The sequence below is a fragment of the Microbacterium sp. p3-SID336 genome, from assembly GCF_025143365.1.
Lineage (GTDB): Bacteria > Actinomycetota > Actinomycetes > Actinomycetales > Microbacteriaceae > Microbacterium.
On record NZ_JALXPE010000034.1, the window covers coordinates 18,227 to 45,009 of the forward strand.

26 protein-coding genes and 1 tRNA gene are annotated in these 26,783 nt (G+C 70.7%); 21 read left to right on the forward strand and 6 right to left on the reverse strand.

The annotated features are described in order from the left end of the window. The first annotated feature begins 37 nt into the window (after window positions 1-37). The 12 genes from M3C17_RS11495 to M3C17_RS11550 all read left to right on the forward strand — a co-directional run bounded on the left by M3C17_RS11495 (window position 38) and on the right by M3C17_RS11550 (window position 9,817). Complete coding sequence (locus M3C17_RS11495) at window positions 38-463, forward strand: hypothetical protein (RefSeq protein ID WP_259977884.1); 426 nt, start codon at window positions 38-40, stop codon at window positions 461-463. 3 nt (window positions 464-466) lie between these two features. Next, window positions 467-979, forward strand: coding sequence for a hypothetical protein (locus tag M3C17_RS11500; protein WP_259977885.1), 513 nt, complete (start codon window positions 467-469; stop codon window positions 977-979). Between the two features lie 54 nt (window positions 980-1,033). After that, window positions 1,034-1,585, forward strand: coding sequence for a hypoxanthine phosphoribosyltransferase (gene hpt / locus M3C17_RS11505; protein ID WP_259977887.1), 552 nt, complete (start codon window positions 1,034-1,036; stop codon window positions 1,583-1,585). An 84-nt stretch (window positions 1,586-1,669) separates the two neighbouring features. Next, the gene (gene ftsH / locus M3C17_RS11510; protein ID WP_259977888.1) at window positions 1,670-3,670 is read left to right on the forward strand and encodes an ATP-dependent zinc metalloprotease FtsH; all 2,001 of its coding nucleotides are present in this window, start codon (window positions 1,670-1,672) and stop codon (window positions 3,668-3,670) included. Window position 3,671: 1 nt separating this feature from the next. Beyond that, window positions 3,672-4,280: a GTP cyclohydrolase I gene (folE, locus tag M3C17_RS11515; protein ID WP_259977889.1), complete on the forward strand. Its 609-nt coding sequence runs from the start codon at window positions 3,672-3,674 to the stop codon at window positions 4,278-4,280. Then, entirely contained in the window at window positions 4,280-5,089 is an 810-nt protein-coding gene (gene folP, locus M3C17_RS11520; protein WP_259977890.1) for a dihydropteroate synthase, read from the forward strand. Before folE ends, folP begins: the two co-directional genes overlap by 1 nt. Before the next feature lie 33 nt (window positions 5,090-5,122). Further along, window positions 5,123-5,518: a dihydroneopterin aldolase gene (gene folB, locus M3C17_RS11525; RefSeq protein WP_259977891.1), complete on the forward strand. Its 396-nt coding sequence runs from the start codon at window positions 5,123-5,125 to the stop codon at window positions 5,516-5,518. Next, window positions 5,515-6,054: a 2-amino-4-hydroxy-6-hydroxymethyldihydropteridine diphosphokinase gene (folK, locus tag M3C17_RS11530; protein ID WP_259977892.1), complete on the forward strand. Its 540-nt coding sequence runs from the start codon at window positions 5,515-5,517 to the stop codon at window positions 6,052-6,054. The genes folB and folK overlap by 4 nt, the downstream gene beginning before the upstream one ends. Next, the gene (locus tag M3C17_RS11535; protein WP_259977893.1) at window positions 6,051-6,533 is read left to right on the forward strand and encodes a DUF3180 domain-containing protein; all 483 of its coding nucleotides are present in this window, start codon (window positions 6,051-6,053) and stop codon (window positions 6,531-6,533) included. Before folK ends, M3C17_RS11535 begins: the two co-directional genes overlap by 4 nt. Next, window positions 6,484-7,065: a PH domain-containing protein gene (locus tag M3C17_RS11540; protein WP_259977894.1), complete on the forward strand. Its 582-nt coding sequence runs from the start codon at window positions 6,484-6,486 to the stop codon at window positions 7,063-7,065. Before M3C17_RS11535 ends, M3C17_RS11540 begins: the two co-directional genes overlap by 50 nt. 83 nt (window positions 7,066-7,148) lie before the next feature. Further along, on the forward strand, window positions 7,149-9,122 hold the full coding sequence (locus M3C17_RS11545; protein ID WP_259977895.1) for a PH domain-containing protein: 1,974 nt from the start codon (window positions 7,149-7,151) through the stop codon (window positions 9,120-9,122). Window positions 9,123-9,124: 2 nt separating this feature from the next. Next, complete coding sequence (locus M3C17_RS11550) at window positions 9,125-9,817, forward strand: DUF2520 domain-containing protein (RefSeq protein ID WP_259977896.1); 693 nt, start codon at window positions 9,125-9,127, stop codon at window positions 9,815-9,817. 331 nt (window positions 9,818-10,148) lie between these two features. Here M3C17_RS11550 and M3C17_RS11555 read toward each other — a convergent pair whose 3' ends face one another. After that, entirely contained in the window at window positions 10,149-12,017 is a 1,869-nt protein-coding gene (locus tag M3C17_RS11555) for a DUF2207 domain-containing protein (RefSeq protein WP_259977897.1), read from the reverse strand. Between the two features lie 80 nt (window positions 12,018-12,097). Between M3C17_RS11555 and lysS the strand changes: the two genes are divergently transcribed. After that, entirely contained in the window at window positions 12,098-13,627 is a 1,530-nt protein-coding gene (gene lysS, locus M3C17_RS11560; RefSeq protein WP_259977898.1) for a lysine--tRNA ligase, read from the forward strand. A 10-nt stretch (window positions 13,628-13,637) separates the two neighbouring features. On the opposite strand, the gene M3C17_RS11565 is transcribed toward lysS, so the two are convergent. Beyond that, the gene (locus M3C17_RS11565) at window positions 13,638-14,750 is read right to left on the reverse strand and encodes a DUF4192 domain-containing protein (protein ID WP_259977899.1); all 1,113 of its coding nucleotides are present in this window, start codon (window positions 14,748-14,750) and stop codon (window positions 13,638-13,640) included. A 111-nt stretch (window positions 14,751-14,861) separates the two neighbouring features. Here M3C17_RS11565 and M3C17_RS11570 point away from each other — a divergent pair, with 111 nt between their 5' ends. The 3 genes from M3C17_RS11570 (at window position 14,862) to M3C17_RS11580 (ending at window position 17,387) form a co-directional block, all read left to right on the forward strand. Continuing rightward, window positions 14,862-15,035, forward strand: coding sequence for a hypothetical protein (locus M3C17_RS11570; RefSeq protein ID WP_259977900.1), 174 nt, complete (start codon window positions 14,862-14,864; stop codon window positions 15,033-15,035). A gap of 86 nt (window positions 15,036-15,121) precedes the next feature. Beyond that, complete coding sequence (gene cls, locus M3C17_RS11575; RefSeq protein ID WP_259977902.1) at window positions 15,122-16,582, forward strand: cardiolipin synthase; 1,461 nt, start codon at window positions 15,122-15,124, stop codon at window positions 16,580-16,582. Between the two features lie 58 nt (window positions 16,583-16,640). After that, window positions 16,641-17,387, forward strand: a complete 747-nt coding sequence (locus M3C17_RS11580; RefSeq protein WP_259977903.1) for a hypothetical protein — start codon at window positions 16,641-16,643, stop codon at window positions 17,385-17,387. A 16-nt stretch (window positions 17,388-17,403) separates the two neighbouring features. Here M3C17_RS11580 and M3C17_RS11585 read toward each other — a convergent pair whose 3' ends face one another. Beyond that, the gene (locus M3C17_RS11585) at window positions 17,404-18,402 is read right to left on the reverse strand and encodes a diacylglycerol kinase family protein (RefSeq protein WP_259977906.1); all 999 of its coding nucleotides are present in this window, start codon (window positions 18,400-18,402) and stop codon (window positions 17,404-17,406) included. A 57-nt stretch (window positions 18,403-18,459) separates the two neighbouring features. Here M3C17_RS11585 and serS point away from each other — a divergent pair, with 57 nt between their 5' ends. The 4 genes from serS (at window position 18,460) to M3C17_RS11605 (ending at window position 21,995) form a co-directional block, all read left to right on the forward strand. Further along, window positions 18,460-19,764, forward strand: coding sequence for a serine--tRNA ligase (gene serS, locus M3C17_RS11590; protein WP_259977908.1), 1,305 nt, complete (start codon window positions 18,460-18,462; stop codon window positions 19,762-19,764). Then, the gene (locus M3C17_RS11595) at window positions 19,761-20,582 is read left to right on the forward strand and encodes an HAD family hydrolase (protein ID WP_259977909.1); all 822 of its coding nucleotides are present in this window, start codon (window positions 19,761-19,763) and stop codon (window positions 20,580-20,582) included. Before serS ends, M3C17_RS11595 begins: the two co-directional genes overlap by 4 nt. Before the next feature lie 42 nt (window positions 20,583-20,624). Next, a tRNA-Ser gene (locus M3C17_RS11600) sits at window positions 20,625-20,709 on the forward strand. A 53-nt stretch (window positions 20,710-20,762) separates the two neighbouring features. Further along, the gene (locus tag M3C17_RS11605) at window positions 20,763-21,995 is read left to right on the forward strand and encodes an LCP family protein (RefSeq protein ID WP_259977910.1); all 1,233 of its coding nucleotides are present in this window, start codon (window positions 20,763-20,765) and stop codon (window positions 21,993-21,995) included. 6 nt (window positions 21,996-22,001) lie between these two features. On the opposite strand, the gene M3C17_RS11610 is transcribed toward M3C17_RS11605, so the two are convergent. Genes M3C17_RS11610 through M3C17_RS11620 form a run of 3 tightly spaced genes read right to left on the reverse strand, consistent with a single transcriptional unit; the run spans window position 22,002 to window position 26,025 of the window. Continuing rightward, on the reverse strand, window positions 22,002-23,432 hold the full coding sequence (locus M3C17_RS11610) for a C69 family dipeptidase (RefSeq protein WP_259977911.1): 1,431 nt from the start codon (window positions 23,430-23,432) through the stop codon (window positions 22,002-22,004). Then, the gene (locus M3C17_RS11615; protein WP_259977912.1) at window positions 23,429-24,853 is read right to left on the reverse strand and encodes a cytosine permease; all 1,425 of its coding nucleotides are present in this window, start codon (window positions 24,851-24,853) and stop codon (window positions 23,429-23,431) included. Before M3C17_RS11615 ends, M3C17_RS11610 begins: the two co-directional genes overlap by 4 nt. Before the next feature lie 26 nt (window positions 24,854-24,879). Further along, window positions 24,880-26,025, reverse strand: a complete 1,146-nt coding sequence (locus tag M3C17_RS11620) for a glycerate kinase (protein ID WP_259977913.1) — start codon at window positions 26,023-26,025, stop codon at window positions 24,880-24,882. 85 nt (window positions 26,026-26,110) lie between these two features. Here M3C17_RS11620 and M3C17_RS11625 point away from each other — a divergent pair, with 85 nt between their 5' ends. Further along, window positions 26,111-26,773: a GntR family transcriptional regulator gene (locus M3C17_RS11625; RefSeq protein WP_259977914.1), complete on the forward strand. Its 663-nt coding sequence runs from the start codon at window positions 26,111-26,113 to the stop codon at window positions 26,771-26,773. The last annotated feature ends 10 nt before the right edge of the window (window positions 26,774-26,783 follow it).

Here is a 26,783-nt window from a genome sequence, read left to right on the forward strand (position 1 = left end):
CCTTCTGGGAGGATGCGCTGTGTCGGTGGAGAGCCGCTTGGACGATTTCCGGAGCGAGGGCGAGGCCATCTCGCAGCAGATTGTGGAGTCGATTCCCGACGCCCTCGTCGCGCAGGCCGATTCCGACCTCGATTCGACGGGGCGCCTGGCGCCAAGTAGCGGCGATACCCCGCAGACACCGGCATGGTGGGAGGTGAGCACCACGGTCGACCTCGTGGAAGAGCCGACGACCTCGGAGCAGGCGGCGACGGCGGTCGCCGACGCGCTGGTCGCGGACGGGTGGACGAAGGCTCAGGAGAAGGGCTCCTCCGATCCCGTCTATCAGACGGACGAGTACCGCCGCGACGGCTGGTACGTGTCGATCTCCTGGGTGCTCTCGGCGCCCGACATCGTCGAGGACCTGGGTGTCCTCGTGGTCAGCCCTGACACGGTGCGCGGCGATCACGACGAAATCTCGTCCTGACCCGTGCGACGACTGCTCGCGGCGGCGCTGCTCGGCATCGCTCTCGTGCTGAGCTCGTGTGCCTCTGCGGGCGACAGCCGAATCGAGGAGTACGAGGCGGAGGCCGAGAGCCTGGTCGACGAGATGATCGCCCTCATCCCGGCCGACCTGGCGCCGGCGATCGAGCCCGATGCCGAGTCCCGCGGGCGCATGGTGCCGAACCCGGTCTCTGCCGACCCGTCGCCCGACGACTCGGTGTGGTGGCAGGTGGATGTCTATGTCGAGCCCGTGCAGCGCCCCGCCGCCTCGGAGGATGCGGCGTCGGCGATCGCGTCCGGACTCATCGCCGGCGGGTGGGAGCACACTGACGCGCGCGAGACCGGAGAGGGCAGGCGGACCGCGGACGCGTACACGAAGGACGACTGGTTCGTCGAGGTGACCTGGGTCCGCTCCGAGGAGGGCAAGTTCGAGACCGTCGAGCTGTCCGTCCTCAGCCCGAAGACAATCCGTGGCGACCACGACGAGATCCGCTCCTGACGTGTCGGGCGGCCTCGGGGCGGAGCATCGGCCGTCGTCGCCTAAAATCGATCCATGCGCGCCGCGGAGATCCAGGACGACCTTGCACAGATCCTCGTCACCGAGGAGGAGATCCACGCCAAGCTCGAAGAGCTCGCGCAGCGGGTCGCCGCCGACTACGAGGGCAAGGATCTGATCCTCGTCGGTGTGCTCAAGGGCGCGGTCATGGTCATGGCCGACTTCGCCCGCGCGCTGCCGTTCCACGCCCCGATGGATTGGATGGCGGTGTCCAGCTACGGCGCCAGCACGAAGTCGAGCGGTGTGGTGCAGATCCGGAAGGACCTCGACACCGATCTGCACGGCAAGCACGTGCTGATCGTCGAGGACATCATCGACTCCGGTCTCACCCTGAGCTGGCTGCTGGAGAACTTCGAGTCCCGCGGTGCGGAGTCGATCGAGGTGCTGGCGCTGCTGCGCAAGCCGGAGGCGGCGAAGGTCGAGATCGACTGCAAGTACGTCGGCTTCGACATCCCGGTGGAGTTCGTGGTCGGCTACGGCCTCGACTACGCCGAGCGGTACCGCAACCTGCGTGATGTCGCCGTGCTCGCTCCCCACGTCTACAGCTGACCCCGCCCGCGCCCGCTCGCGGCGGTACGCCGTGGGTGAACGCACAGCGGCCCCCTAGCGGGGAGGCGATACGCTGATCCGACCATGGATGTGAAGAAGCTCACCCGCAACCCGCTGATCTACGTCGCACTCATCGGCGTGCTGCTCTTCGGCGGGTTCCTGCTGATCTCCAACCTCGGCGCGCCGAAGCAGATCACCACGCAGCAGGGTCTCGAGCTCCTCTCCGGCAAGACCGTCACCGAGGTCGTCACGACCGATGGCGACCAGCGCGTCGACATGACGCTGTCGAAGCCCTTCGAGGGCTCCGAGAACGTGCAGTTCTACTACGTCGAGGCGCGTGCCGATGAGGTGGTCTCGGCGATCGACGCGGCCGCTCCGAAGGACGGCTTCAACGACGCCGTGCCGCGCGCGACCTGGTTCGACGGCTTCCTCTCCCTCCTGCTCCCGCTCGTGCTGCTCGGCCTGCTGTTCTGGTGGCTGCTCTCGTCCATGCAGGGCGGCGGCGGCAAGGTCATGCAGTTCGGCAAGTCCAAGGCCAAGCTGGTCAACAAAGAGACGCCGACGGTCACGTTCGCCGATGTCGCTGGCGCCGACGAGGCCATCGAGGAGCTCCACGAGATCAAGGAGTTCCTGCAGGACCCGGCGAAGTTCCAGGCGATCGGCGCCCGCATCCCGAAGGGCGTGCTGCTGTACGGCCCTCCCGGAACCGGCAAGACGCTCCTCGCCCGCGCGGTGGCCGGCGAGGCCGGAGCCCCCTTCTACTCGATCTCCGGCTCGGACTTCGTGGAGATGTTCGTGGGCGTCGGCGCCTCCCGCGTGCGCGATCTGTTCAGCCAGGCGAAGGAGAACGCGCCGGCCATCATCTTCATCGACGAGATCGACGCGGTCGGCCGCCACCGCGGCGCCGGCATGGGCGGCGGCAACGACGAGCGCGAGCAGACGCTCAACCAGATGCTCGTCGAGATGGACGGCTTCGACCCGAACGCGAACGTCATCGTGATCGCCGCCACGAACCGTCCCGACATCCTCGACCCCGCGCTGCTGCGTCCCGGCCGCTTCGACCGTCAGATCGGTGTCGACGCCCCCGACCTCAAGGGCCGCCAGCGGATCCTCGAGGTGCACGCCAAGGGCAAGCCGCTGTCGAAGAGCGTCGACCTGGAGGTCGTGGCCCGCAAGACGCCCGGGTTCACCGGTGCCGACCTCGCGAACGTGCTGAACGAGGCCGCGCTGCTCACGGCGCGGTCGAACGCGCAGCTCATCGACAACCGTGCGCTGGATGAGGCGATCGACCGCGTGATCGCCGGTCCGCAGCGCCGCACCCGCGTGATGAAGGACAAGGAGAAGCTCATCACGGCGTATCACGAGGGCGGTCATGCGCTCGCGGCGGCGGCGATGAACTACACCGACCCCGTGACGAAGATCACGATCCTGCCCCGCGGCAAGGCGCTGGGCTACACCATGGTGCTGCCGGTCGACGACAAGTACTCCGTCACCCGCAACGAGCTGCAGGACCAGCTCACCTATGCCATGGGCGGCCGCGTGGCCGAGGAGATCGTCTTCCACGATCCGACCACCGGCGCCTCGAACGACATCGAGAAGGCCACGTCGATCGCCCGCAAGATGGTGATCGAGTACGGCATGACGACGCAGGTCGGTCCGGTGAAGCTCGGGACCGAAGGCGGCGACATGTTCGTCGCGCGCGACATGGGCCGCGGCCGCGAGTACTCCGAGAAGGTCGCGGAGCGCGTGGACGCCGAGGTGCGGGCGCTGATCGAACAGGCGCACAACGAGGCGTATGCGGTGATCAGCGAGAACCGCGACATCCTCGACCGCCTCGCCCTGGCACTGCTCGAGGAGGAGACCCTCGACCACAACCGCATCGCCGAGATCTTCACCGAGGTGAAGAAGCTCCCGGAGCGGCCGCTGTGGCTGTCGAGCGAAGACCGCCCGGTGTCGGAGCGCCCGCCCATCGAGGTGCCGCGCAAGGACGTGTCCCTCGCCGCATCGGTCGAGGCCCCCGCCGCCGCACCGCGGACCCAGCAGGGATCGGCAGGCGCAGGCAACCCCCGCCCCGCGACGGCGTGACGTGACGGTCGACAGACAGCGCGTCGAAGGGCTCACCCGGGAACTCCTGGAGGCGATCGGCGAAGACCCCGACCGCCCGGGGATCCGGCAGACACCCGCCCGCATGGCCGAGCTGTACGCGGAGTTCTTCTCCGGCGTGGGGGAGGACCCTGCCGCGCCGCTCGCGCACACCATCAGCGTCACCAGGGGCCCCGCGCCCGACACGCTGCCGTCCGGCGCCGTGCTGCTGCGCGACATCCGCTTCCGCTCGGTGTGCGAGCACCATCTGCTGCCGTTCGCCGGCCACGCGCACATCGCCTACCTTCCGGGCGAGCAGGTCGTGGGGCTCGGTGCGCTGGTGCGCGTGGTGGAGATCCTCGCCGCGCGTCCGCAGGTGCAGGAGCGTCTGGGCGAGCAGATCGCGGACACGATCGCCGAGCACCTCGACACCCGGGGAGTGCTGGTGGTGCTGGACGCCAGCCACGGCTGCGTCACCATGCGCGGCGGCCGGCAGACCGACGCCTCGACCCTCACGATCGCCGCGCGCGGCGTCTACACCGACGCGGTCGCCAGGGCGGAGCTGGTCACCCTGATCGGCATGTCCGTCCCCGCCGCAGGGACCGGGCGCTGATGACAGGCATCTGGGGCATCGTCAACGTCACCCCCGACTCGTTCAGCGACGGCGGCCGCTACCTCGACGCGGATCGCGCCGTCGCCCACGGCCTGCGGCTCCGGGCAGACGGGGCCACCGTGCTCGACGTCGGCGGCGAGTCCACGCGGCCAGGCGCGGAGCGCGTCGACCCCGCGGAGGAGCAGCGGCGGGTCCTTCCCGTGATCGAGGAGCTCACCGCGGCGGGGGTGCCGGTGAGCATCGACACGCTGAACGCGTCGACGGCGGCCGCTGCGGTGCGGGCCGGCGCCCGGATCGTCAACGACGTCTCGGGCGGACTGGCCGACCCGGAGATGCGGGCGGCCGTCGCCGCCTCGGGCGCGGACTTCGCGATCGGCCACTGGCGCGGCTTCTCGGCGGACATGTACGCCAACGCGGAGTACCGGCGGGTGGCGCGCGAGGTCGCGGGCGAGCTGCAGGAGCGCATCGGCGAGGCCGCGGCTGCCGGCATCGCGCCCTCGCGGCTGATCGTCGACCCCGGCATCGGCTTCGCGAAAGCAGGGTCGCAGAACTGGGACGTGCTGCGCGGTCTCGACGAGATCCTGGCGCTCGGTCCCCGGGTGCTCATCGGCACATCGCGCAAGCGGTTCCTGGCCGACGTGCTGAGCGCCGCAGACCACGGCGACCACGCGGTCTCCGTCGAGCGACGCGACCTGGCCACCGCGGTCACCAGCGCCCTCGCCGCACAGGCCGGGGTGTGGGCGGTGCGCGTGCACGATGTGGCGGCGACCCGCGACGCTCTGGCGATCGCCAGGGCCTGGCACGGCTGAGTGCGCGTCGGAGCATCGCCGTACGCTAGGAGCATGGACTTCCTCGACGAGATCGTGCTGACAGGGCTGACGGTGTTCGGCCGCCACGGCGTCTACGCGCACGAGCGCGAGGAGGGGCAGGAGTTCGTGATCGACCTCCGCCTTCAGCTGTCGCTCGAGCAGGCCGCGACCTCGGATGACGTGGCCGACACCGTGCACTACGGCGAGCTCGCCGAGCGCGTGGCCGCTGTCGTGTCGGGCGAGCCGGTGAACCTCATCGAGACGCTCGCGGCCAGGATCGCCGACGCCGCCCTCGACGACCGGCGCGTGCAGGGCGTCTCGGTGACGGTGCACAAGCCGCACGCACCCATCCCGCTCACGTTCGCCGATGTCGCCGTGACCGTGCACCGCACACGCGCGCCGGAGGCCCTGGAGGACATCACCGCATGAGCCGCAATCTCACGATGCCTCCCACGGTGCCCGCACCGCGTGCCGGGCGACCGGAGGCGGTCGCCGTGGTGGCGCTCGGCGCGAACCTCGGTGACCGCCGTGGCACGATCCGCGCCGCCGTCGAGCGCATCCGTCGGCTTCCCCTCGTGAGCGATGTGCGCGTCTCCCGCCTCTTCGAGACGGTGGCCGTGCGACTCGACGGCCCCGACCCGGACGCGCCAGGGTACGTGAACGCGGTGGCGCTCGTCACCACACGGCTCGCCCCCGAGATCCTGCTCGGGATGCTGCACGCGATCGAGGACGAGAACGGGCGGGTGCGCGAGGAGCGGTGGGGCGACCGCACCCTCGACCTCGACCTGATCGCCTACGGCGAGGTGGAGTCCGACGATCCGCGGCTGGAGCTGCCCCACCCGCGCGCGGCGCAGCGGCTGTTCGTGCTCGAGCCCTGGCTCGACGTCGACCCGGACGCGGAGCTGCACGGTCACGGTCGCGTGGCCGACCTCGCGGCGGCCCTGCGCGCGCGGGGCGAGGGATGAAGCGCACCTCGGCGGGGCTGCTCGCCGTGCTCGCATTGCTCGGCGGCGCCGTCGGCTTCGCGCTCGATCAGCTGCTGACCGCGAGCGGCCGCGCCACGTTCACGCCCTCCCTGCTGCTGCCGGTGCTGCTGGTGCTGATCGCGGCGGCCGCCCTCGGTGTGGCGTGGCCCGTGCGCCGCAGCGTGCGGTCCGGGGTGCGGATCGACCCGTTCCGCGCGCTGCGCGCGGCCACTCTCGCCCGGGCGTCCAGCCTCCTCGGCGCGATCATGGCCGGCTTCGGCGCGGGGCTGCTGGTGTTCCTCCTGACGAGGCCGATCGATCCACCGATAGGGTCGACAGTGGCGATGGCGGCGCTGATCGGGAGTGCGATCGTGCTGGTGATCGCCGCACTCGTCGCCGAACAGTTCTGCACCCTCCCGAAGGACCCCGATGACTCAGAACCCAGAGACCGCGCCCCTGAACCCGGCGGAGGGCACTGACCTCGACGCTCTGGACCGCGGTACGTACACGCAGCTGCGGACGGCGCGCAACGAGGCACGGCTCGAGCTCGACGGCACCTGGCACCAGATCTCGCCGCGCTACGTCGTGTCCCAGATCGTGCAGAACGTGATCCTCATCGTGATCGTCGTGGTCGCCGCCGTTGTCCTCAACGTCGTGCTGGAGCAGGACTGGGTGTGGATCCCTGCCGGCGTGATCCTGCTGATAACGGTCATCACGCTGCTCATCCTCCCTCGGCAGGCTCGCGCCATCGGCTACATGCTGCGCGCCGACGACATCGTGTTCCGCAAAGGCATCCTGTGGCAGCGCATGATCGCGGTGCCGTACGGGCGGATGCAGCTCGTCGACATCACGCAGGGCCCGCTCGACCGCGCCTTCGGGGTGTCCCAGCTGAAGATGGTGACGGCCGCCGCGACCACCGGGGTGCAGATCCCCGGGCTCACCCAGGCGGCCGCGGAGGCCCTGCGCGACACGCTCATCCAGGTGGCCGAGACGCGTCGGACCGGCCTGTGAGCGAGCCGCAGCAGCAACACGGCGTCCCTTTCGCGCCAGCGCCCGCACCGTCCACGAACCTGGCGGACGGCGAATGGCATCGGATGCACCCGCTGACCCCCCTGTTCAAGGGCGGGCTGGCGCTGATCATCGTGGCCGGCATCGTGATCGCGAACATGCGCGATCGCGTCATTGCCTGGCTCGTCGCGCTGTTCACGCCCGAAGAGGCGCACTACGGCGACTACACCGGCGGCGACCCCGTCGACTGGGTGCTGTCGAACAACCTCGTGCTCGTCGCGCTGCTCAGCGTGCTCGGGCTCGTCGTGGTGCTCGTCGCGATCTTCTGGTTCGTGTGGCGCTTCCAGCAGTTCCGCATCACCGGCGACCACGTCGAGGTGCGCAAGGGCATCATCTTCCGCTCGCATCGTCGGGCGCCCCTCGACCGCGTGCAGGGCGTGAACCTCACGCGCCCCTTCCCCGCGCGCATCATCGGCCTCGCCAAGCTCGAGGTGGTGGGTGCAGGCACCGACGCGAACGTGGAGCTCGAGTACCTGGCGACTCCCCGCGCGGAGGGTGTGCGCGCCGAGATCCTGCGGCTCGCCTCGGGGGCCCGCGCTGCACGCCATGCGGCGATGAACCCGGGCGCGACGGCCCCGGCCGCACCCGGGACCGCGTCGGCGCGCGCACAGCTGGTCGGCTCGGTCAACGAGGGCGTCACGAGCCTCATCGCGGGCGTCGACCTGCAGGACGTGGTGCCCGAGAGCGTCGTCAAGATCCCGACCGGGCGGCTGGTGGGCTCGCAGCTGATCTCCGGGCTGCTCTGGCTGGTGTTCTTCGGCGCGATCTTCGCGATCGCGATCGGCAGCACGATCATCGGCATGCTGGTCGACGGAGACCCGGACGGCGGCGTCGTGCTGCTCGGCATCGGCCTCGGCATGGGCGTCCCGATGGCCGTGGCGGTGGTCGGCATCACCTGGGCGCAGATCTCGAAGTCGCTCCGCTATTCGATCGCGCCCACGCCGGACGGCGTGCGCATCACCTACGGCCTGCTGACCACCGTGACCGAGACGCTGCCCCCCGGGCGGATCTTCGCGGTCGAGGTGTCGCAGTCGCTGCTGTGGCGCCCGTTCGGCTGGTGGACCATCAAGATCAACCGGATGAGCGGCAAGAGCGTCGCGCAGCAGTCGTCCGGCAGCGGGCAGCAGTTCAACGTGGTGCTGCCGGTGGGCAAGCGCGCCGACGTGGAGCGCGTGCTCGCACTCGTGCTCCCCGACGTGCCTGCCGCGAGCATCCCGGCACTGTGGGAGCAGGGGGTGGTCGGGCCTGCCGAGCAGGACCCGTACCGCACGATGCCGCAGCGTGCGTGGTGGCGCCGCCCGTTCTCGTGGAAGCGGCACGGGTACGCGGTGACCCCCGACGGCCTGCTGCTGCGTCGGGGCATCGTGTGGCGCAAGCTCGCCGTGTTCCCGCTCGCGCGCCTGCAGGGAGTGTCGCTGAACCAGGGGCCGATCGACCGGATGCAGCGGGTGTCCGGCGCGCAGGTGCACACCGTGCCCGGCCCCATCACGGGGGTCCTCGCGGGGCTCGAGCGCGCGGATGCTCTGGCCCTGCTGGAGGAGGCGAGCCGCGCCGCCGCGGAGGCCGCCTCGCGCGACCGCACGCACCGGTGGAGCGAGCACGCCGCGCCGCAGGCCCCGCCGCCTTTCGACGCGCCTCCGCCTCCGCTGGGCGCGCAGCCCGCGCCGTTCGCACCCCCCGGAGCGCCCGCACCTCCTGCGGCAGCGCCGGTCGCCGCCCAGCCCGCGGTGCCGCCGGTGGGATCTCCCGTGGCCTTCCCGCCTCCGGTCGCTTCGCCTGCGGTGTCTCCGCCTCCGGTTCCTCCGGTCGGGCCGCCTGCGGTGTCGCCGCCTCCGGTTCCTCCGGTCGGGCCGCCTGCGGTGTCGCCGCCTCCGGTTCCGCCGGTCGAGCCGCCTGCGGTCCCGCCGCCCGCGGTGTCGCCGCCTCCGGTTCCGCCGGTCGAGCCGCCTGCGGTCCCGCCGACGCGGCGGGCGGCACGGTCCGCGCAGACGGAGGAGTGACCGTGGTGCGCGACGGGCGCCTCGGCATCGGCATCATCGGCGCCGGCCGGGTGGGCCCCGTGGTGGGCGCGGCCCTGGCGGGCGCGGGTCATGCGGTCGTCGGCATCACCAGCGGATCGGACGACGAGCGCGCCTCTGCCGTCCTCCCCGGCGTCCCGGTGCTGGAGGCCCAGGAGGTCGTGCGGCGAGCAGAGCTCGTGGTCCTCGCCGTCCCGTCCGACCAGCTGGCGTCGCTGGTCGCGGGCGTCGCCGAGGTGGGCGGCTGGCAGATCGGACAGCTCGTGCTGCACACCGACGCCGGGCACGGCATCGAGGTGCTGCGCCCCGCCGCCGAGCGCGGTGCGATCCCGCTCGCGGTGCATCCCGCGATCACGTTCACCGGCACGTCGATCGACCTGCGGCAGCTGCAGGCCGGATACGCCGCGGTCACCGCGCCGGCTGCCGTGCTCCCGATCGCGCAGGCGCTCGCCGTCGAGATGGGATGCGAGCCCGTCGTGATCGCCGAGGCCGATCGCGCCGCGTACGCCGACGCGATCGAGACCGTCACCGAGTTCTCGCGCTCGATCATCGGTCAGTCGACATCGGCGCTGCGCGACATCGGAGTCGAGAACCCCGGCGGCTACCTCTCGGCGCTCGTGCAGTCGACGGTCGAGCGCGCGCTGCGCGAGGCCTCGGACCCTCCGCCCCTGCTATGACTCGGTGACGACCGCCGGAAGGCGGGGCATCGCTCCAGCCGCCGGCGGCTCTGCCGAGACCCGGCGTCGTCCGGTGTCTGCCCGCCGTCTGCGCTGACGCGGCGTCCGGTGTCCGCCCCGCCTCTGCGCTGACGCGGTGCCTGCCCCGCCTCTGCGCTGCGGTGTCAGCCGGCGGAAGGCGGGGGCATCGCTCCGGTCCCGGCGGCTCTGCCGACACCCGGCGTCGCCCGGTGTCCGCATCCCGGCGTCTGCGCTGACGCGGCGTCCGGTTCCCGCTCGCTCTGCCGAGACGCGGCGGGGTTTGGTGTCTGCCGCCTGCCCCGACGCGGCGTCAGCGTCCGCCGGAGAAGCCGCCGCCCCCGCCGCCACCGGAGAACCCGCCGCCGAACGACCCTCCCGCGCTGGACGAGCTTCCGGTCGTCGGCGCGGTGTAGGTCGCCGCGGACTGTGAGGAGCTCATGAACGCCGCCAGCGGTGCGCGCAGTGCGAGCGAGGTCGGATCCCCGATCCACGACGCGCCGCGCTGCTCGCGCGTGTAGGCGCTCTCCAGCACCCCGCCCCACTCGTCCTCCATGCCGAACAGCATCGCGTAGGGCAGCAGCCGCTCGTACAGGTGGATCACGTCCGCGCCCCCGTCCTGTCGGCGCTCGGCACCGCGATAGGACTGCAGCATGCGCAGCCGATCCTCCTCGGCCACGCGGATGAACTCGCGGACACCTTCGAGGTATTCGAGCCGATGCGCCCCCTCCGCGGTGAGCACCGTGTGCCGGGAGAAGGTATAGAACGTCGAGATCGCCACGAGCACCGCGCCGAAGGAGATCGCGACCATCCCCGGTATCGCGGCGAGCCGTCCGGTCGCGACACCCCAGATGCCGAGCGTGAGCCCGACGAGGGCGAGGACGATCGCACACCACTGCAGAACGACGGCGCCCCGGCTGCGCGCCCTCTCGGTCAGGCCGCGCTCCGCCCCTGCCGAGACTCCACGCTGGGCCAGGGCGGTCATCTGCATCGCGAAGTCCTCACTCGCGGCAGGCAGATCGACGACCCCCTGCGAGTCCGCTCCGGCGAAGACCTCGTCGAGCGCCGCCTGATCGAGCGGATCGGGTACGCGCTCTGCTGCCAGGCGCCGCAACCGCGGCTGCTCCGGCGCCGCCCCCTCCTCGATCCGCAGCAGTCCTCGTACGGCGAGGTGCACGATCTCGGCGGGGATCACGTCCTTCGCGTTCGGGATCACGGCGGCGGCGAGAAGCGGAGGCAGGTCGTCCGGCACGTCGTACTGCGCGACCACGATGCCCGTGGCACGGCGCCGTCTGCGTGCGAACCCGCCGACCGCCAACCACCCGGCGACGGAGAGGCCGACGGCACCCGCCGCCGCGATCACCGGTCCGACGTCCGTCACCGGGTTGGGCGTGCGCGCGGAGGGCTGCACGACGGTCCCGGGCTCGAAGCCGATCGCAACCGTCACGCCCTGCCCTGCCGGTACCGCCTCTGCCGCCGTGCGGAAGGAAGCCGAGCCGTCCTCCGCGCGCGGGCCGTCGAGCGTGCACTCCGCACGCGACCCCTGCGCCCCGGTGTAGCAGCGGGTCGAGCCGCTCAGGTTCTCGCTCATCGTCGCGTCGAAGCTGATCTCTGCCGTGAACCGCTCGATGTCCTGCGTGCTGTCGAGGGGGAGCAGGTCCCAGTAGAACTCGTCCGCTGCCGGAGTCGACGCGTCGGCGGGGGTCGTCGCCAGGATGACGTCGCGCATCTCGTACTCGATCACGTAGGTGGTGAGGCCGTGCACGAAATCGTCGTCTCCGGTGAGCACCAGCAGGAGGCCGTCCTCCTCATCGGTCTCGTAGGGCACGGGGTCGCCGGCGTCGTCCGTGACCGACAGCACCCGCGTGTCGATGCTTGCGTTCTCGTACGACGTGGCGAGTCCGCGGACGATCCCACGGTTCTGATCCGCGTCAGGGAACCGAGCGACCAGCGTCTCGGTCACGTGCATGACCGCGCGTCCCGCGTCGTCGACTCCCACGTCGTACTGTGCGTCCCACGACGCGTACGAGACGTCGTCCACGTCGACGTCGGCGGCGACGGTTCCTGCGGGGACGGCGCTTCCTCCTCCTGCCGCCGCGGCGGCCGCAGCGCTCGGGGCGCGGACGGCGGCCGCCGCGACGGCGAGAGTGGCAGCAGTGTGGACGATCCGGGAGGAGGCCATGCCTCGAGGCTACCCAGCCGCCGCGGAGGCACGGCATCGCGCCTCGGTAAACTGGGGGCGACCTCCAAGGAGCCCCACTCATGACTGACGCGTCCGCCGCGCCCGAATCCGACTCGAACGACCCCTCAGCGGAGGATGTCCACGAGCAGAAGGCTGTGCGCCTCGCCAAGCGCGAGCGTCTGATCCAGAAGCGTGCGGACGCCGGCGGAGGCGCCTTCCCGGTCGGTGTCCCGGTGACGCACAGCATCCCGGCGCTGCGCGCCGAGTACGGCGACCTCGAGGCGGGCGCGGAGACCGGGGTCGAGGTGGGTGTCGCCGGTCGCGTGGTGTTCAGCCGCAACACCGGCAAGCTCTGCTTCGCCACGCTCCAGGCCGGCGACGGCTCGCGCATCCAGGCGATGATCTCGCTCGCCAACGTCGGCGAGGAATCGCTCGCGGACTGGAAGGAGTACGTCGACCTCGGCGATCACGTGTTCGTGCACGGCGAGGTGATCTCCAGCCGCCGCGGTGAGCTGTCGATCATGGCCGACGCCTGGGCCATCGCATCCAAGGCGATCCTCCCGCTTCCGAACGCCTATGCGGAGCTGAGCGAGGAAGGTCGTGTCCGCAGTCGCTACCTCGACCTGATCGTCCGTGAGCAGGCGCGCACCACCGTGCGCGCCCGCGCCGCCGTCAACGCCAGCCTCCGCGCCACCTTCGCCAGCCACGACTACCTCGAGGTGGAGACGCCGATGCTGCAGGTGCAGCACGGCGGCGCGTCCGCGCGGCCGTTCGTCACCCACTCCAACGCGTTCGACACCGAGCTGTACCTGCGCATCGCGCCGGAGCTGTATCTGAAGAGGGCCGTGGTCGGCGGGATCGAGCGCGTGTTCGAGATCAACCGCAACTTCCGCAACGAGGGTGCCGACTCCACGCACAGCCCGGAGTTCGCGATGCTGGAGGCGTACCAGGCCTACGGCGACTACAACCAGATGGCGGCGCTCACGCAGGAGCTCGTGCAGCAGGCGGCGATCGCGGTGGCCGGGTCCACCACGGTGACCTGGGCCGATGGCACCGAGTACGACCTCGGTGGCGAGTGGGACCGCATCTCCATGTACGAGTCGCTGTCGGCGGCCTCGGGGCGCACCGTCACCCCGCAGGATGCGGTGGAAGACCTGATCGCCTTCGCCGAGGAGCACGGTGTGGACGTGCCGCCGCAGGCCACCCACGGCAAGCTCGTCGAGGAGCTGTGGGAGCACTTCGTGAAGGGGGACCTGGTGCGCCCGACCTTCGTGATGGACTTCCCCGTCGACACGTCCCCGCTCGTGCGCGAGCACCGCTCGGTCGAGGGCGTCGTGGAGAAGTGGGACCTGTACATCCGCGGGTTCGAACTGGCCACGGGCTACTCCGAGCTCGTCGATCCCGTGATCCAGCGCGAGCGCTTCGTCGAGCAGGCCAAGCTCGCCGCGCGTGGCGACGTCGAGGCGATGCCGATCGACGAGGAGTTCCTGCGGGCTCTCGAGCACGGCATGCCGCCCTCGGGTGGCATGGGCATGGGCATCGACCGGCTGCTGATGGCCATCACGGGCCTCGGCATCCGCGAGACCATCCTGTTCCCGCTCGTCAAGTAGTCCGCGTCCCTCATCCGTCTCGCCGCCCACGGAACGCCCATTCGGGAAGCGGCACGGTGGCGATCAGCATGTCGATCATCACGGCGAGCCGGTAGTCCGGGTCGATGCGGCGGGCCAGGTCGAGATAGCGCCCCGCGTGCGTCGCGCGGCCCAGGGCCCAGGACAGCCAGGCGGCGGCGGTGAGTGGAGCGGGGCGCGCGGCGCGCGGAGCGAGGGCGGCCGCGTGGCGCACGACGAGGAGCGCCCGCCGAAGCCGTTCGTTGTCGGGCGCCGCGCCGTGCCCCGCGAACAGGCGCCCGATGTCGTCCGGCAGCTCGGTCCCCCGCGCGGAGTAGGCGACCTGCGCGCCGAGCGTGCGCACGCCGCCCGCCAGGTCGGTGGCCCACTGCGCGATCGCGGTGTCGCGCAGCATCGGCTGCTCGAGGCACCACAGCAGCGCGGCCGTCGCGAACGGCGGCAGCTCCTCCGGGGCCGAGAGCACCGACTCGAAGAACGCCGGGATGTCCTCCAGCAGCACCAGCGCGGCGATGGCCTGCGGGTCCGTGCGGCCGGTCGGCCGGGCGTCTCCATCCAGCAGTGCACCGAGGCGCCTGAGCGCACGGATGACGCGCTCCCTTTCGACTCTGGCGACCGCGGGCAGCTGCGCCCCCGCGAACTGGTCGCCGGACACGTCGCTCGCCTCGGGGAGGTCGGGCATCGGAGGGATCTCGGTGAGCGGATGTCGCGCCGGCGCCTCCTCGAGGTAGCTCGACCAGCCGTCCCGCGCGACGCACAGGGCGTCCACGATCCGCAGCCCGGCGGCGTGTGCGCAGCCGAGCACGTGATCCACCGCGACCGCGGCGGGTAGCACGAGGCCATCCGGAGTCAGGGTCGTGTCCTCGTCGGTGTACACCACCACCGCGACCGCATCGGTGCCCGCCACGCGGCGGACGAGCTCGATCGCGGCGGCGGCGTAACGGTCGAGCGCGGCGCCGGTGTCCGGCAGATCGAGCCGCATCGCACCCTCCGTGCGGGTCCCGCGGAACGGCAGCAGGACGACGCTGCGCCGGGGCGTGAAACCGGCAAGCATCGGGACGATGCCGAGGAATTGAGCAGAGTCGGAGGCGCGGAGCACGGTTGTCATGACGGACAGCATCGACCGATGGCGACCGCCGCGGAGGAAGGATCCCGAGATGTGGACGCGAATCTCGCCGCGCGGCGCCTGTGCAGGAGCCGCTCGCGTACCATGGGGGGTATGGACAACTTCTGGCTCGCCGCGGCATGGTCGCTTCTGCCGACCGTGGGAGTCAGCATCGTGTTCTTCATCGTGCTGCGCGGGATTCTCCGCTTCGACCGCACCGAGCGGAAGGTGCACGCCAAGATCGAAGCCGAGGAGCGCGCTGCACGCGGGCTCCCGCCGCGCGCCTGAGTCCGACCCATCCGCTACTGTGAAGCGAGCGCACCGGCTCCGGTGCGCCGCGAGGCGACACGCCTCGACGTGGGTGAGGGGGCGCGATGACGGCAGGGTCCTGGGGCTGGTGGTTGGCCGCCTTCCTCGTGGCGCTCGACATCGTCATCCGTGTCACTGCCATCATCATCATTCCGCGCAACCGGCGGCCCACGGCGGCCATGGCCTGGCTGCTCGCCGTCTTCTTCATCCCCTTCGTCGGCGTCTTCCTGTTCCTGCTGATCGGCAACCCGCGTCTCCCGCGTGCCCGACGCCGGAAGCAGGATCAGATCAACGCGTACATCGCCGAGACGAGCGAACATCTGCACTTCGGCACGCTGCGGCCCCACGCGCCGGCGTGGTTCGGGCCGATCGTGCAGATGAACCAGCGCCTCGGAGCATTGCCGCTGTCGGGTGACAACGGCGCTCACCTGATCTCCGACTATCAGGAGTCGCTCGACGAGATGGCGGAGGCCATCCGCACCGCACTGGACTACGTGCACGTCGAGTTCTACATCCTGCAGTCCGACGAATCGACGGACAACTTCTTCCGGGCGCTGGAAGAGGTGGCGGCGCGCGGCGTCGAGGTCAGGGTACTGCTCGACCACTGGGCCAATCGCGGCAAGCCCCGCTACCGTCAGACCATCGCCCGCCTCAAGGCCATGGGTGCGGAGTGGCATCTGATGCTCCCGGTGCAGCCCCTCAAGGGCAAGATGCAGAGGCCCGACCTGCGCAACCACCGCAAGCTGCTCGTGGTGGACGGCAACATCGCATTCCTCGGATCGCAGAACATCACCGACTCCACGTACAACCTCAAGAAGAACATCAAGCGCGGCCTGCACTGGGTCGACCTGATGGTGCGGCTCGACGGCCCCGTGGTGCTGAGCGTGAACGCGATCTTCCTAAGCGACTGGTACAGCGAGACCGACGTGGTGCTGGAGGAGATAGACATCGTCCACGCCAACATCGGCTCCGGCGATCTGGACTGCCAGGTGGTGCCGTCCGGCCCCGGGTTCGAGGTCGAGAACAACCTGCGCCTCTTCCTCGCGCTGCTCTACGCGGCGAAGAAGAAGATCATGATCGTCAGCCCGTACTTCGTCCCCGACGAGGCTCTGCTGCTGGCCGTCACCGCGGCGGTGGACCGCGGCGTGCAGGTCGAGCTCTTCGTCTCCGAGGAGGGCGACCGGGCGATGGTGTACCACGCACAGCGCAGCTACTACGAGGCGCTGCTGCGTGCGGGGGTGCGCATCTGGATGTACCGCAAGCCCTACATCCTGCACACCAAGAGCCTCACGATCGACGACGAGGTCGCGGTGATCGGGTCCAGCAACATGGACATGCGCTCCTTCGGCCTCAACCTCGAAGTGTCGATGCTCGTGCGCGGTCAGGAGTTCGTGACCGAGATGCGCGAGGTCGAGGACAAGTACCGCTCGCTGAGCCGTGAGCTCACGCTGGAGGAGTGGATGCAGCAGCCGCTGCGCTCGACGGTGCTCGACAACCTGGCACGACTCACCTCCGCGCTGCAGTGACCGCGACCGCGCGTCAACCCCCGTATCCGCACGAGGGCCTCGCCGGTACCCTGTGGACATGACTCCCCGCCGTCTCGCCGTCGCGTCCGTCTCCGCCCTCGCCGCGGTCGTCCTCCTCGCCGGCTGCACGGTGGGCCCGGGCGGCGCCGCGCCGCATGCGACCTCCGATCCGTCCAGCGGCCCTGGTGACGCGGGCAGCGGCGACGACCAGAACGACCTGGAGGGGGCACTGCTCGACGACGGGCGCATGTTCGCCGTGGTCAGCTGGGGGTCATCGACGTGCATCCCGCAGGTCGCGGAGGTCACGGCCGAAGGACAGACGGTGTCGGTCACACTGGCCGAGCCCGAGGGGGACGGCGCCACCGAGCGGGCGTGCACCGCGGACCTCGCGCCCCGCGCAAGCGTGGGGGGACTGCCCGAGGGCGTGGATCCTACGAAGGACATCACGCTGCAGGTCACCTACGGCGACATGACCGACGACATCGACCTCGAGGGCGACCCGGACGCGACCGGTGCTCCCGGGAGCCCGACCGAGTACGCACCCTCGGCGGGATGGTACGACGACGGCGGTCTCGTGCTGCTGACGTGGGGATCCTCCACCTGCCTCCCGGTGGTCGAATCGCTCGAGGGCTCCGGATCCACCGGCACCGTCACGTTCGCCACGGACGACACGCAGGTGTGCACGATGGACATGGTCCCGCGCGGCACGGTCATCGCGTTCGCCGAGGACGAGGTCGACGACGACGCACCCTTCACGCTCACGCTGGTCGGCGGCGGCCTCGACGGCACGGTCCAGGTGCTCTGACTCAGCAGCCCAAGGGCTAGAGGATGTGCACCGGGTGGCCGGTGGGGAGGGCGAGCAGGAGAGCCGCGGGGTCGGCGCGGCACACGACGCGCACCGCGATGCCGAACTCGTCGCCGTCGAGCTCGATCGGGACGGGGTGCGACGTGGCGGCCTCGGCCGCGGAGCCGCGGAAGTAGTGCACGGAGGCGTCCCTGCCTCGACGTTCCAGCACCAGGCGGCCGGCGCGGAACCGTCGCAGCACCGAGTTGTCCCACCAGATCTTGCGCCACACGCCGAGCCAGCCGAGCACGCCCGTCGGCTGGATGACGGCGACATCGAGCGTCGCATCCGTGATGGAGGCATCGGGGATCAGGCTGATCCCGGCGGGGAGGGTGCCGCAGTTGGCGAACAGCACGCTGTGCACCTTGGTGGAATGAAGACGGCCCTCGCCGATCTGGTACACGGTGCGGAAGGGCTTGGCCCGCGGAAGCGAGCGGGCGGCCCCGTCGACGTACGCGATCCAGCCGACCGACTTCTTCAGGTCCGAGCGGGTGTTGGCGATCATGTCCGCGTCGAGCCCGATGCCCGCGAGGACCACGAACGCATGCTCGACCTCGTCGCCGCCCTCGCGGGTGATGCGCGCCCAGCCGATGTCGATCGCGTGCCGGAAGTCGCCCAGGGCCGCGCGGATCATCTCGGCGGGGTCCGTCAGCGGCAGGCCGAGGTTGCGGGCGAGCAGGTTGCCCGTGCCGCTCGGCAGGATCGCCAGCGGCACGCCGGTGTTCGCGATGGCCTCGGCGACCGCCCGGACCGTGCCGTCTCCGCCCGCCACCAGCACCACGTCGACGCCCCGTGCGAGGGCTTCTGCGGTGGCCCCCTGACCGGCGTCCTCGACCGTCGTCGGGTAGAACGCGGGATGCTCCCACCCCGCCTCCCTGCTCAGCGCGCGGACCTGCGCACGCAGGGTCTTGCCGTCGACCTTCACCGGGTTGTAGACGAGCGCCGCCTGCTTCGTGACAGGGCGGCTCATGGTCATGGCGCCTACTCTAGACCGGCACCGGGAGGGCTCCGGCGCACCTCGTAGACTTGACGGATGATCGACCTCGCACTCCTCCGCGAAAACCCGGAGATCGTCCGCCGTTCGCAGGCTGCCCGTGGCAACGACCAGAGCACCGTCGACGTCGCACTCGAGGCCGATCGATCGCGCCGTGCCGCGCTCACGGCGTTCGAGGAGCTGCGGGCCGAGCAGAACGCCTTCGGCAAGCAGGTCGCGAAGGCGCCGAAGGAGGAGAAGGCCGCGCTCGTCGCTCAGGCCAAGGATCTCGCCGAGCGCGTGAAGCAGGCGCAGGCCGAGGCCAACGCGGCGTCGGAGGCGGCGGCCGTCGCCCTCGCCCGCATCGAGAACATCGTGATCGACGGGGTGCCGGCGGGCGGCGAGGAGGACTTCATCGAGCTGCGTCGCGTCGGCGAGCTCCCCGCGTTCGACTTCGAGCCCCGCGACCACCTGGAGCTCGGCGAACTGCTCGGCGCGATCGACATGGAGCGCGGCGCCAAGGTGTCCGGGGCCCGGTTCTACTTCCTGCGCGGCATCGGCGCCCGCCTCGAGATCGCCCTCATGAACCTCGCGCTCGACAAGGCGCTGCAGAACGGCTTCGTGCCACTGATCACGCCCACTCTCGTGCGGCCGGAGATCATGCAGGGCACCGGCTTCCTCGGCGAGCACGCGGACGAGGTGTACCACCTCGACAAGGACGACGACCTGTACCTGGTCGGCACGAGTGAGGTCGCGCTCGCCGGATACCACAAGGACGAGATCGTGGACCTCTCCGACGGGGCGCTGCGCTACGCCGGCTGGTCCACGTGCTACCGCCGGGAGGCGGGGTCGCACGGCAAGGACACCCGCGGGATCATCCGCGTGCACCAGTTCAACAAGCTCGAGATGTTCGTGTACACCACGGCCGAGGACGCCGAGGCCGAGCACCTGCGGCTCGTCGCGCTGCAGGAGGAGATGCTCACGGCGCTCGGCCTGGCGTACCGGGTGATCGACGTCGCAGCGGGCGACCTCGGCTCCAGCGCTGCGCGCAAGTACGACATCGAGGCCTGGGTGCCCACGCAGGGCGCCTTCCGCGAACTGACCTCCACGTCGAACTGCACGACGTACCAGGCCCGCCGGCTCGACGTGCGGCACCGGCCGGAGGCCGAGGAGGGGTCTGGCGCGCCCAAGACCCAGCACGTCGCCACGCTCAACGGCACCCTGGCCACGACGCGGTGGATCGTGGCGCTGCTGGAGACGCACCAGCAGGCCGACGGCTCCGTGCGCGTGCCGGCGGTGCTGCGCCCCTACCTCGGCGGGCTCGAGGTGATCAGCCCGCTCGCCGACGAGCGAGCTGCCCGGTGACCGCCCCCTGGCTGGTCGGCCTCGACGTCGACGGGACGATCCTGCTGCAGGACGAGACCATGAGCCCCGGCGTACCGGAGGCCGTGGCTCGGGTCCGCGACGCGGGTCACCTCGTGACGATCGCGACCGGCCGCAGCTGGATGGCCACGCGACGGTACGTCGAGGAGCTCGGTATCACGCCCGATCACGTGGTCTGCTCGAACGGCGCGGTGACCATGCGCCGGGTCGGTGACGACTGGGAGCGGTGGCACGTCGAGACCTTCGATCCCACGCCGGCGCTGGCGCTGCTGCGCGACCGGCTGCCGGAGGCACGGTACATGGTCGAGCTCGGCTCGGGACAGCGCCTCTACACGGAGCAGCTCGACGACTGGACGCTCGACGGCGGTCGGCAGGTGGAGTTCGACGAGCTCAGCGTGCTTCCCGTCTCCCGCATCGTCGTCGTCTCGCCAGGGCACGACGAGGAGGACTTCCATCGTCTGGTCGCCGACGCCGGTCTCAACGAGGTCTCCTACGCGATCGGCTGGACGGCGTGGCTCGACATCGCGCCGCAGGGCGTCGATAAGGGCACGGCGCTCGAACGCGTACGCGCGGAACTGGGCCTGCACGCGGAGCGGGTGCTCGTCGCCGGGGACGGTCGCAACGACATCGGCATGTTCGGATGGGCGCTCGCCGGGGGCGGTCGTGCGGTGGCCATGGGGCAGGCGCCGGCCGAGGTGAAGCGCGCAGCGGGGGAGACCACGGCGGATGTCGTCGACGGTGGCCTCGCGCTGGCGCTCGACACGCTTCCAGCACCCGCCCAGGTCGACGCACGAGAATAGAGTTCGGCTAGACTCACGCCTGGTCGGCAGACGCATCTGTCGGGAGGGTTGTCCGAGCGGCCGATGGAGCTGGTCTTGAAAACCAGTGGGCAGAGATGTCTCGTGGGTTCGAATCCCACACCCTCCGCATACCGCGCACGGTGAGTCCCCCCGAGCCGCGCCGAATTCGAAAGGGCCCGAGTGAGCGACACCCCCCGCCGCCGCCGTACCATCGCACGACACGGTCAACAGCGCACCCCGGGACCCCTCGGGCAGCTGCTGAAGTTCGTCGCGATCGGTCTCTCCGTGGTCCTCGTCAGCGGGTTCGGCGTCGGGGCGTACCTTCTCTACGACTTCTCCAGCACTGTCTCCGCGAACGCAGTCGACCTGGAGGGCCAGGAGGAGCTGCCGCCGGACATCGGCGAGTACAAGGGCGGCTTCAATCTCGTGCTCACCGGTGTCGACACCTGCGAGGAGAAGTACAAGGACCTCTTCGGCGACCGCTGCACCGGTCGCGACGCGGGCGGCACGCTCAACGACGTGAACCTGCTCGTCCACGTCTCCCAGGAGCCGCGTCGGATCACGGTCGTCAGCTTCCCGCGCGACCTGATGGTGCCCATCCCCGAATGCACGGATGAGGACGGCGACGTCCACTCCGCCATGAGCAAGCAGCCCCTCAACACCGCGTACACCGACGGCGGCCTCAACTGCGTCGCGAAGACCATCTCGCAGCTGACCGACCAGGAGGTGCAGTTCGCGGCCTCGGTGACCTTCGGCGGCGTGATCGAGATCACCAATGCGATCGGCGGCGTCGAGGTGTGCCTCGCGAACCCGATCAAGGACCGCTACACCGGCCTCGACATGGAGGCGGGTACGCACTGGCTGCAGGGTCTGCAGGCGCTGCAGTTCCTGCGCACCCGGCACGGCGTCGGCGACGGCAGCGATCTCGGGCGCATCGGCAACCAGCAGCAGTACATGTCGAGCCTGGCCCGCGCCCTGATCAGCGGCGAGACGCTCGGCAACGTCCCTGTCATGCTCAAGCTCGCCAACATCGGCCTCAACAACCTCGAGACCAGCACCTCGCTCGCCGACCCGATGAAGATCGTGCAGATCGCGCTCGCCGTGAAGTCGGTGCCGTTCGAGGACATCGTCTTCCTGCAGTACCCGACGAACACCGACAGCGCCGACCCGAACAAGGTCGTCCCGAACCAGCAGGCCGCTTCGGTGATGTGGGAGGCCATCGAGGCGAACGCGCAGCTGCAGGTCACGCATCAGAACACCAGCAACGACGGCGTGATCGTGCAGGAGCCGACCACGCCGGTCGATGCGACGCCCGATCCGAACGCCACTCCGAGCGACGTCGTCGCGCTGCCGGACAGCATCAAGGGCAACTCCGCCGCGCAGCAGACCTGCTCGAACGGCAACGTGCGCTGACCGGTGTCACGGCCTCCAGCGGGGGTCGACCTGAACCGCGATGCCGGTTTCGGTCAGCGCTGCCTCCGTCGCCGCGTCCACCGCGCGGACCACATCGGCGGTGAGAGCAGCGCAGCGGCGGCGGAGCGTCTCCGTGGCGCCCTCCCTGGCGCGCGCGGACTGCAGCTCGGCGACGCGCTGGGTGGCATCGCGTTCCACCGGGTCCAGGTGCGCCCGCAGCGCCTGCTGCGCCGCGCCGAAGCGTCCGGAGAGCCGCGCGCTGTCGAGCGCCCGCTGCGTCCGCCACCAGTACGAGCGAGGGTCGAACAGGTCCTGACGGTACTGATGCGGCGGCATCGCGGCGCGCTCGCCCGGGAGGGACAGGCCGCCCGCCAGTGACGCATCGGGGAAGACGGGGATGTACGCGGTGGTGCAGGGCGTCGCCGCCGCCCACCACACCACGTCGAGGGCGTCCGGGTCCGGCGACAGCTCGACGATCATCGACGACGCGGTGTTGCCCCACGTGAAGCCGGACGGCGCCTCGTGCATGCACAGGGTGAGGAAGTCGGGTGACGCCGCGTCGAACGTGGGGCCGCCGAGGAACGAGTCCTCCAGGTGATCGCGGAGGATGCCGCGCATGTGGTCGATGTCGACGCCGCCCGCGAGGCGCGCGCGTTCCAAGAGGTCCCGCGACCGCGCGCGCCGGATGTGCGACACCTGCAGCGGCACGAGGGGATCGGTGAACGCGGCGGCGAAGTCCAGTTCCGCGGTCGCCGTATATCCGTGCGCCGCGGCCTCCCGTGCGGCGTGCTCGCTCTGCAGCTCGGCGTCCCGGCGGATGCTGATCTCGTTGCTGATGCTGTCCACCGCATCCGCACGCCGTGCCGCCCACTCCCGCCCCGCGGTCTCGAGGATCCAGGCCTCCTGCGGATCCGCGATCAGGAAGGCGTTGTCGTACGCCCCGGTGATCGCGCTCTCGCCGAACTTCCCCGAACCCCATTGGCCGTGCTTCTCCAGCAGCGCGGTGATGACGTCGACGGCCTCCCTGGCGGTTCGGGCCCGTTCGAGCCCGAGCCGCACGAGTTCCATGCCGAGCACCCCCGGCGCCGGTTCCTCGCCGTCGCGCGCCGCGGCGATCGCCGCACGCAGAGGCGTCGTGAACAGCGCCTCGTTGCCGATCGCCACCCGATGCTCGTTCACGCCGGATTCGTAGCCCCAGCACCAGAAGGGCGCGGAGCCGATGTGCGCGGAGGCGGGCGCGTCGTCGATGACCAGCTGCGCCAGCGCGAGCGGAGCCCCCGCGTTCCGAGCAGGTCGCAGCCGGAGCGGCTGCGACTCCCCCGCAGGGCGGTCGCTGTTCTTTCCGAAGATCGTCCGCCCCGTGCTCGACCCGGCAGGGGTCGCCACGATCGAGTCGCAGCTCCACGCGGGCGCCCAGGTCTCGGTCGCGGGCGTCATCGCGCCGTCTCCTCGACGACGGCGGGCTCGACCTTCGGCCGGTAGAAGCGTCCCTTGGTCGCCGCGGTCAGGATGACGTGCAGCACCGGGCCGACGATCATCGCGACGAACGAGGCGTACTCCATGGGGTACAGCCCGAGGATCCCGGCGGCGCCGACGGCGACAGCGGCTCCCAGGGAGAGCAGACCGCAGGGGTTCCAGGCCCTGACCTTGCCCTCCTCGAACTCGATGTCCTCCGTGCGGCCGAGCTTCAGCAGGCGACGGCAGATGAAGTAGTCGGTCAGCAGGACGAGTACCCAGGTGTTGGTGAGGACGCCGGTGATGGCGAGGAACGTGTCCAGATGGTTGATCACATTCCCGGCGTAGAACACGACGCCGAACAGCCAGACGCCGAACATCCACCAGGGCCGGCCGGGGCGGAAGTGCGCGATGACGTCGAAGCCGGCGGCCAGCGTGATCGAGCCGCCGTACAGGTTCATCACATTGATGCGGATCTGGGTGATCACGACGAAGATCACGCCGGCGACGCCCATCAGGTGCACGAACACGAAGCCAGGGTCCTGCGCCTTCTCCGGCCCGAAGGCGCCGACGAGACCCGCGCCGAAGTACGCGCCGAGACCGATCACCGCGAACATCGGGATCAGCTCCAGCAGCATGATGGTGGCCGTCCCGCGGTAGCGGATGTCGCGGGCGGCGAAGCGGCCGTAGTCGGTCGCCATGAGTCCCTGGAAGATCATCTGCCCGTTGGCGAGGCTCATCGCCGCGGCGAGGCCGGCGCCGCCGCCCGCGCCGATCGGTCCCCACTGGAACGCCTCGGCGCCGCCCGGCTGATTCGCCATCGCCACGATCGCCCAGACGAGCAGGACCACGAAGATCGGGAACCCCCACGTCTGCAGGATCGACATGGAGTACATGCCGCGCCAGACGAGCCCGATCGTGAGCAGGCCGACCAGGGCGAAGATGACGATGCCGCCGAGCGAGCCGATGTCGATGCCGAGGGAGTAGGCGATCGCATGCGACACGATCGTGCCCTCGAAGAGGAAGTAGAACACGAAGTTGATCGCGTAGATGAAGGAGGTGACGGCGGCTCCTCGGGCGCCGAAGCCGAGGCCGCGCGACAGCAGTCCCTGCGACAGTCCCTCCCGGCTCGCCATGCGCATCGTGAGCGCCCCGATCACGAGGGCGCCGATGAAGAAGTAGCCGATCGGCAGCAGCATGAGCGGCCAGCCGACGGTGAAGAGCTGCTGGGCGCCGAACGAGAAGAAGAACATCGCCGTGGCGTTCCCGAGCAACACGAGGCTGATGGCCGGGATGGGCCAGCGCTGCTGCGCCGGGACGCGGGCGGTCGAGTAGCTCTCGATCTGGTCGTCGATCGACGCTTCCGGTCCGCGCAGGCTGCGGCGCACGTCTTTGAGTGACATCGTCGTCCTTTCAGGGTGGGTCGTGGTCAGTGTGTGCGGGCCGGGTCGGCCGTCCGCAGGAGCGGGAGTGCCAGGTGCGCTCCCGCCTGTTCGAGGGTCAGCAGGGTCAGGGCGGGGTCGTGCTCGGTGCCGGGTGCGAGGTCGCCGAGGGAGAGGACGCCGGCGAGACCCGCGGCGCGTGCCCGCTCGCCGAGCTGGTCCTGGCCGACGATGGCGTACACCGGAACGCCATGGCGCGCGGCCATCCGCACGACGACGGACGGCACCTTCCCCGCGAGGGACTGTGCATCGAGCCGGCCTTCGCCCGTGATCACCGCGTCGCTCCGGGCGATCTCCGCGTCGAGCCCCATCACCTCGGCCACGGCTTCGCCGCCACTGCGCAGCTCGGCTCCGAGCAGCAGCAGGCCCCAGCCGAGCCCGCCAGCCGCGCCCGCTCCGGGGTGTCGCGGATCGACGGCACCGGACGGCGGTCGGTCGTGCGTCGCGACCTCGGCGAAGCGGGCCAGGCCGGCTTCGAGTCGCGCGACAGCGCCCGCGTCGGCACCCTTCTGGGGTCCGAATCCCGCCGCGGCGCCGTCCGTCCCCAGAAGTGGCGTGTCCACGTCGCACAGTCCGGTCAGCGCGACCGAGGTCAGGCGGGGGTCGAGCCCGGACCAGTCGATGCGGTGCAGGTCCGTCAGCGCCGCGCCGCCGCGGGGGAGCGGTGCCCCCGCGCGGTCGAGGAGACGCACACCCAGCTGCCGCAGCATCCCCGCGCCGCCGTCGCTCGTCGCGCTGCCGCCCAGGGCGACGTGCACGGCCGTGGCACCCGCGTCGAGGGCGTGCCGCACGGCATCGCCGACACCGGACGAGTCGGCGCGCTCCGCCTCGTCGGTCGTGGGGCGGCGCCCTCCGAGCCCGCACACCGTCGCGACTTCGATCAGCCACACGCCGTCCTGGTGGGCGATCGTGCTGTCGAGCGGCGCGCCCAGCGCATCGCGCACCACGACGTCCTCCGCGACGAAACCGGCGTGGATCAGGGCCTGCAGGGTGCCGTCTCCGCCATCGGCCATGGGCAGGTCGCGCACCACCAGATCGGCGCGGGCGGCACCGAGACCTCGACGGACGGCGGCGCAGGCATCAGCGGCTGTGGCTGTGCCTTTGAACTTGTCCATCGCCACCAGGATGCGCATGAGACTCCTCGTCGTCGGGGTGCGAGCAAAACTGTAATACATGTACGCACGTCTTGCACACCTCGAGACCGGATATTCTGGGCGGATGGACGACAGCAGCACGCTCTCGGTGGTCTCGGTCGCAGACTCCCTCACCGCGGTGCTCCGCGAGCGCATCCTGACCCAGCGCATCCCGGCTGGTGCGCGCGTGGCCGAGGCGGCGATCGCCCAGGACTTCAAGGTGTCGCGGCCGAGCGCCCGCGTCGCCGTCGAGCGGCTGATCGCCGAAGGGCTCTTGGAGAGGCCCGCTCATCACGCGGCGCGCGTGCTGACGCTCACCCCGGAGACGCTCCGGGACATGTACCTGACCCGCTCGGTCATCGAGACCGGGGTGTACCGCCTGCTCGCTGCGCACGATCGATCGCTGGATGGTGCGGACAGCGAGATCGCGCGGCTTCGCGCGGCGGCGAGCGAGGGCGACGTGGTGAGCCTGGTCGATGCGGACGTGCAGTTCCACCGAGCGCTGGTCGATCTGCTGGAGAGCCCGGGGCTGAGCGCGATCCACGACAAGGTGATCAATCGGATGCGGCTGTGCCTCGCCCAGGTGCAGGTGAACCACCTCCTGGACCCTCAGGTGATCGAACGGGAGCACCGCGGGATCCTCGACGCGATCCGCGCGGCCGATCCCGAACTCGCCGAGCAGCGGGGCCGCGAGCATCTCCAGAACGCGCAGGACCGTCTGCTGACGTTCCTCGACGAGGACGCCTGACGCCGAGATC

Bases quoted from the DNA above. Each gene is read 5' to 3' on its own strand.
- M3C17_RS11620 (WP_259977913.1), bottom strand. From the start codon at position 26,025: ATGCGCATCCTGGTGGCGATGGACAAGTTCAAAGGCACAGCCACAGCC.
- M3C17_RS11585 (WP_259977906.1), bottom strand. From the start codon at position 18,402: ATGACCATGAGCCGCCCTGTCACGAAGCAGGCGGCGCTCGTCTACAAC.
- M3C17_RS11610 (WP_259977911.1), bottom strand. From the start codon at position 23,432: ATGACGCCCGCGACCGAGACCTGGGCGCCCGCGTGGAGCTGCGACTCG.
- M3C17_RS11540 (WP_259977894.1), top strand. From the start codon at position 6,484: ATGACTCAGAACCCAGAGACCGCGCCCCTGAACCCGGCGGAGGGCACT.
- folB (WP_259977891.1), top strand. From the start codon at position 5,123: ATGGACTTCCTCGACGAGATCGTGCTGACAGGGCTGACGGTGTTCGGC.
- serS (WP_259977908.1), top strand. From the start codon at position 18,460: ATGATCGACCTCGCACTCCTCCGCGAAAACCCGGAGATCGTCCGCCGT.
- lysS (WP_259977898.1), top strand. From the start codon at position 12,098: ATGACTGACGCGTCCGCCGCGCCCGAATCCGACTCGAACGACCCCTCA.
- M3C17_RS11555 (WP_259977897.1), bottom strand. From the start codon at position 12,017: ATGGCCTCCTCCCGGATCGTCCACACTGCTGCCACTCTCGCCGTCGCG.
- M3C17_RS11565 (WP_259977899.1), bottom strand. From the start codon at position 14,750: ATGACAACCGTGCTCCGCGCCTCCGACTCTGCTCAATTCCTCGGCATC.
- M3C17_RS11545 (WP_259977895.1), top strand. From the start codon at position 7,149: ATGCACCCGCTGACCCCCCTGTTCAAGGGCGGGCTGGCGCTGATCATC.
- M3C17_RS11615 (WP_259977912.1), bottom strand. From the start codon at position 24,853: ATGTCACTCAAAGACGTGCGCCGCAGCCTGCGCGGACCGGAAGCGTCG.
- folP (WP_259977890.1), top strand. From the start codon at position 4,280: ATGACAGGCATCTGGGGCATCGTCAACGTCACCCCCGACTCGTTCAGC.
- hpt (WP_259977887.1), top strand. From the start codon at position 1,034: ATGCGCGCCGCGGAGATCCAGGACGACCTTGCACAGATCCTCGTCACC.
- M3C17_RS11625 (WP_259977914.1), top strand. From the start codon at position 26,111: ATGGACGACAGCAGCACGCTCTCGGTGGTCTCGGTCGCAGACTCCCTC.
- M3C17_RS11570 (WP_259977900.1), top strand. From the start codon at position 14,862: ATGGACAACTTCTGGCTCGCCGCGGCATGGTCGCTTCTGCCGACCGTG.
- M3C17_RS11580 (WP_259977903.1), top strand. From the start codon at position 16,641: ATGACTCCCCGCCGTCTCGCCGTCGCGTCCGTCTCCGCCCTCGCCGCG.
- M3C17_RS11535 (WP_259977893.1), top strand. From the start codon at position 6,051: ATGAAGCGCACCTCGGCGGGGCTGCTCGCCGTGCTCGCATTGCTCGGC.
- folK (WP_259977892.1), top strand. From the start codon at position 5,515: ATGAGCCGCAATCTCACGATGCCTCCCACGGTGCCCGCACCGCGTGCC.
- cls (WP_259977902.1), top strand. From the start codon at position 15,122: ATGACGGCAGGGTCCTGGGGCTGGTGGTTGGCCGCCTTCCTCGTGGCG.
- ftsH (WP_259977888.1), top strand. From the start codon at position 1,670: ATGGATGTGAAGAAGCTCACCCGCAACCCGCTGATCTACGTCGCACTC.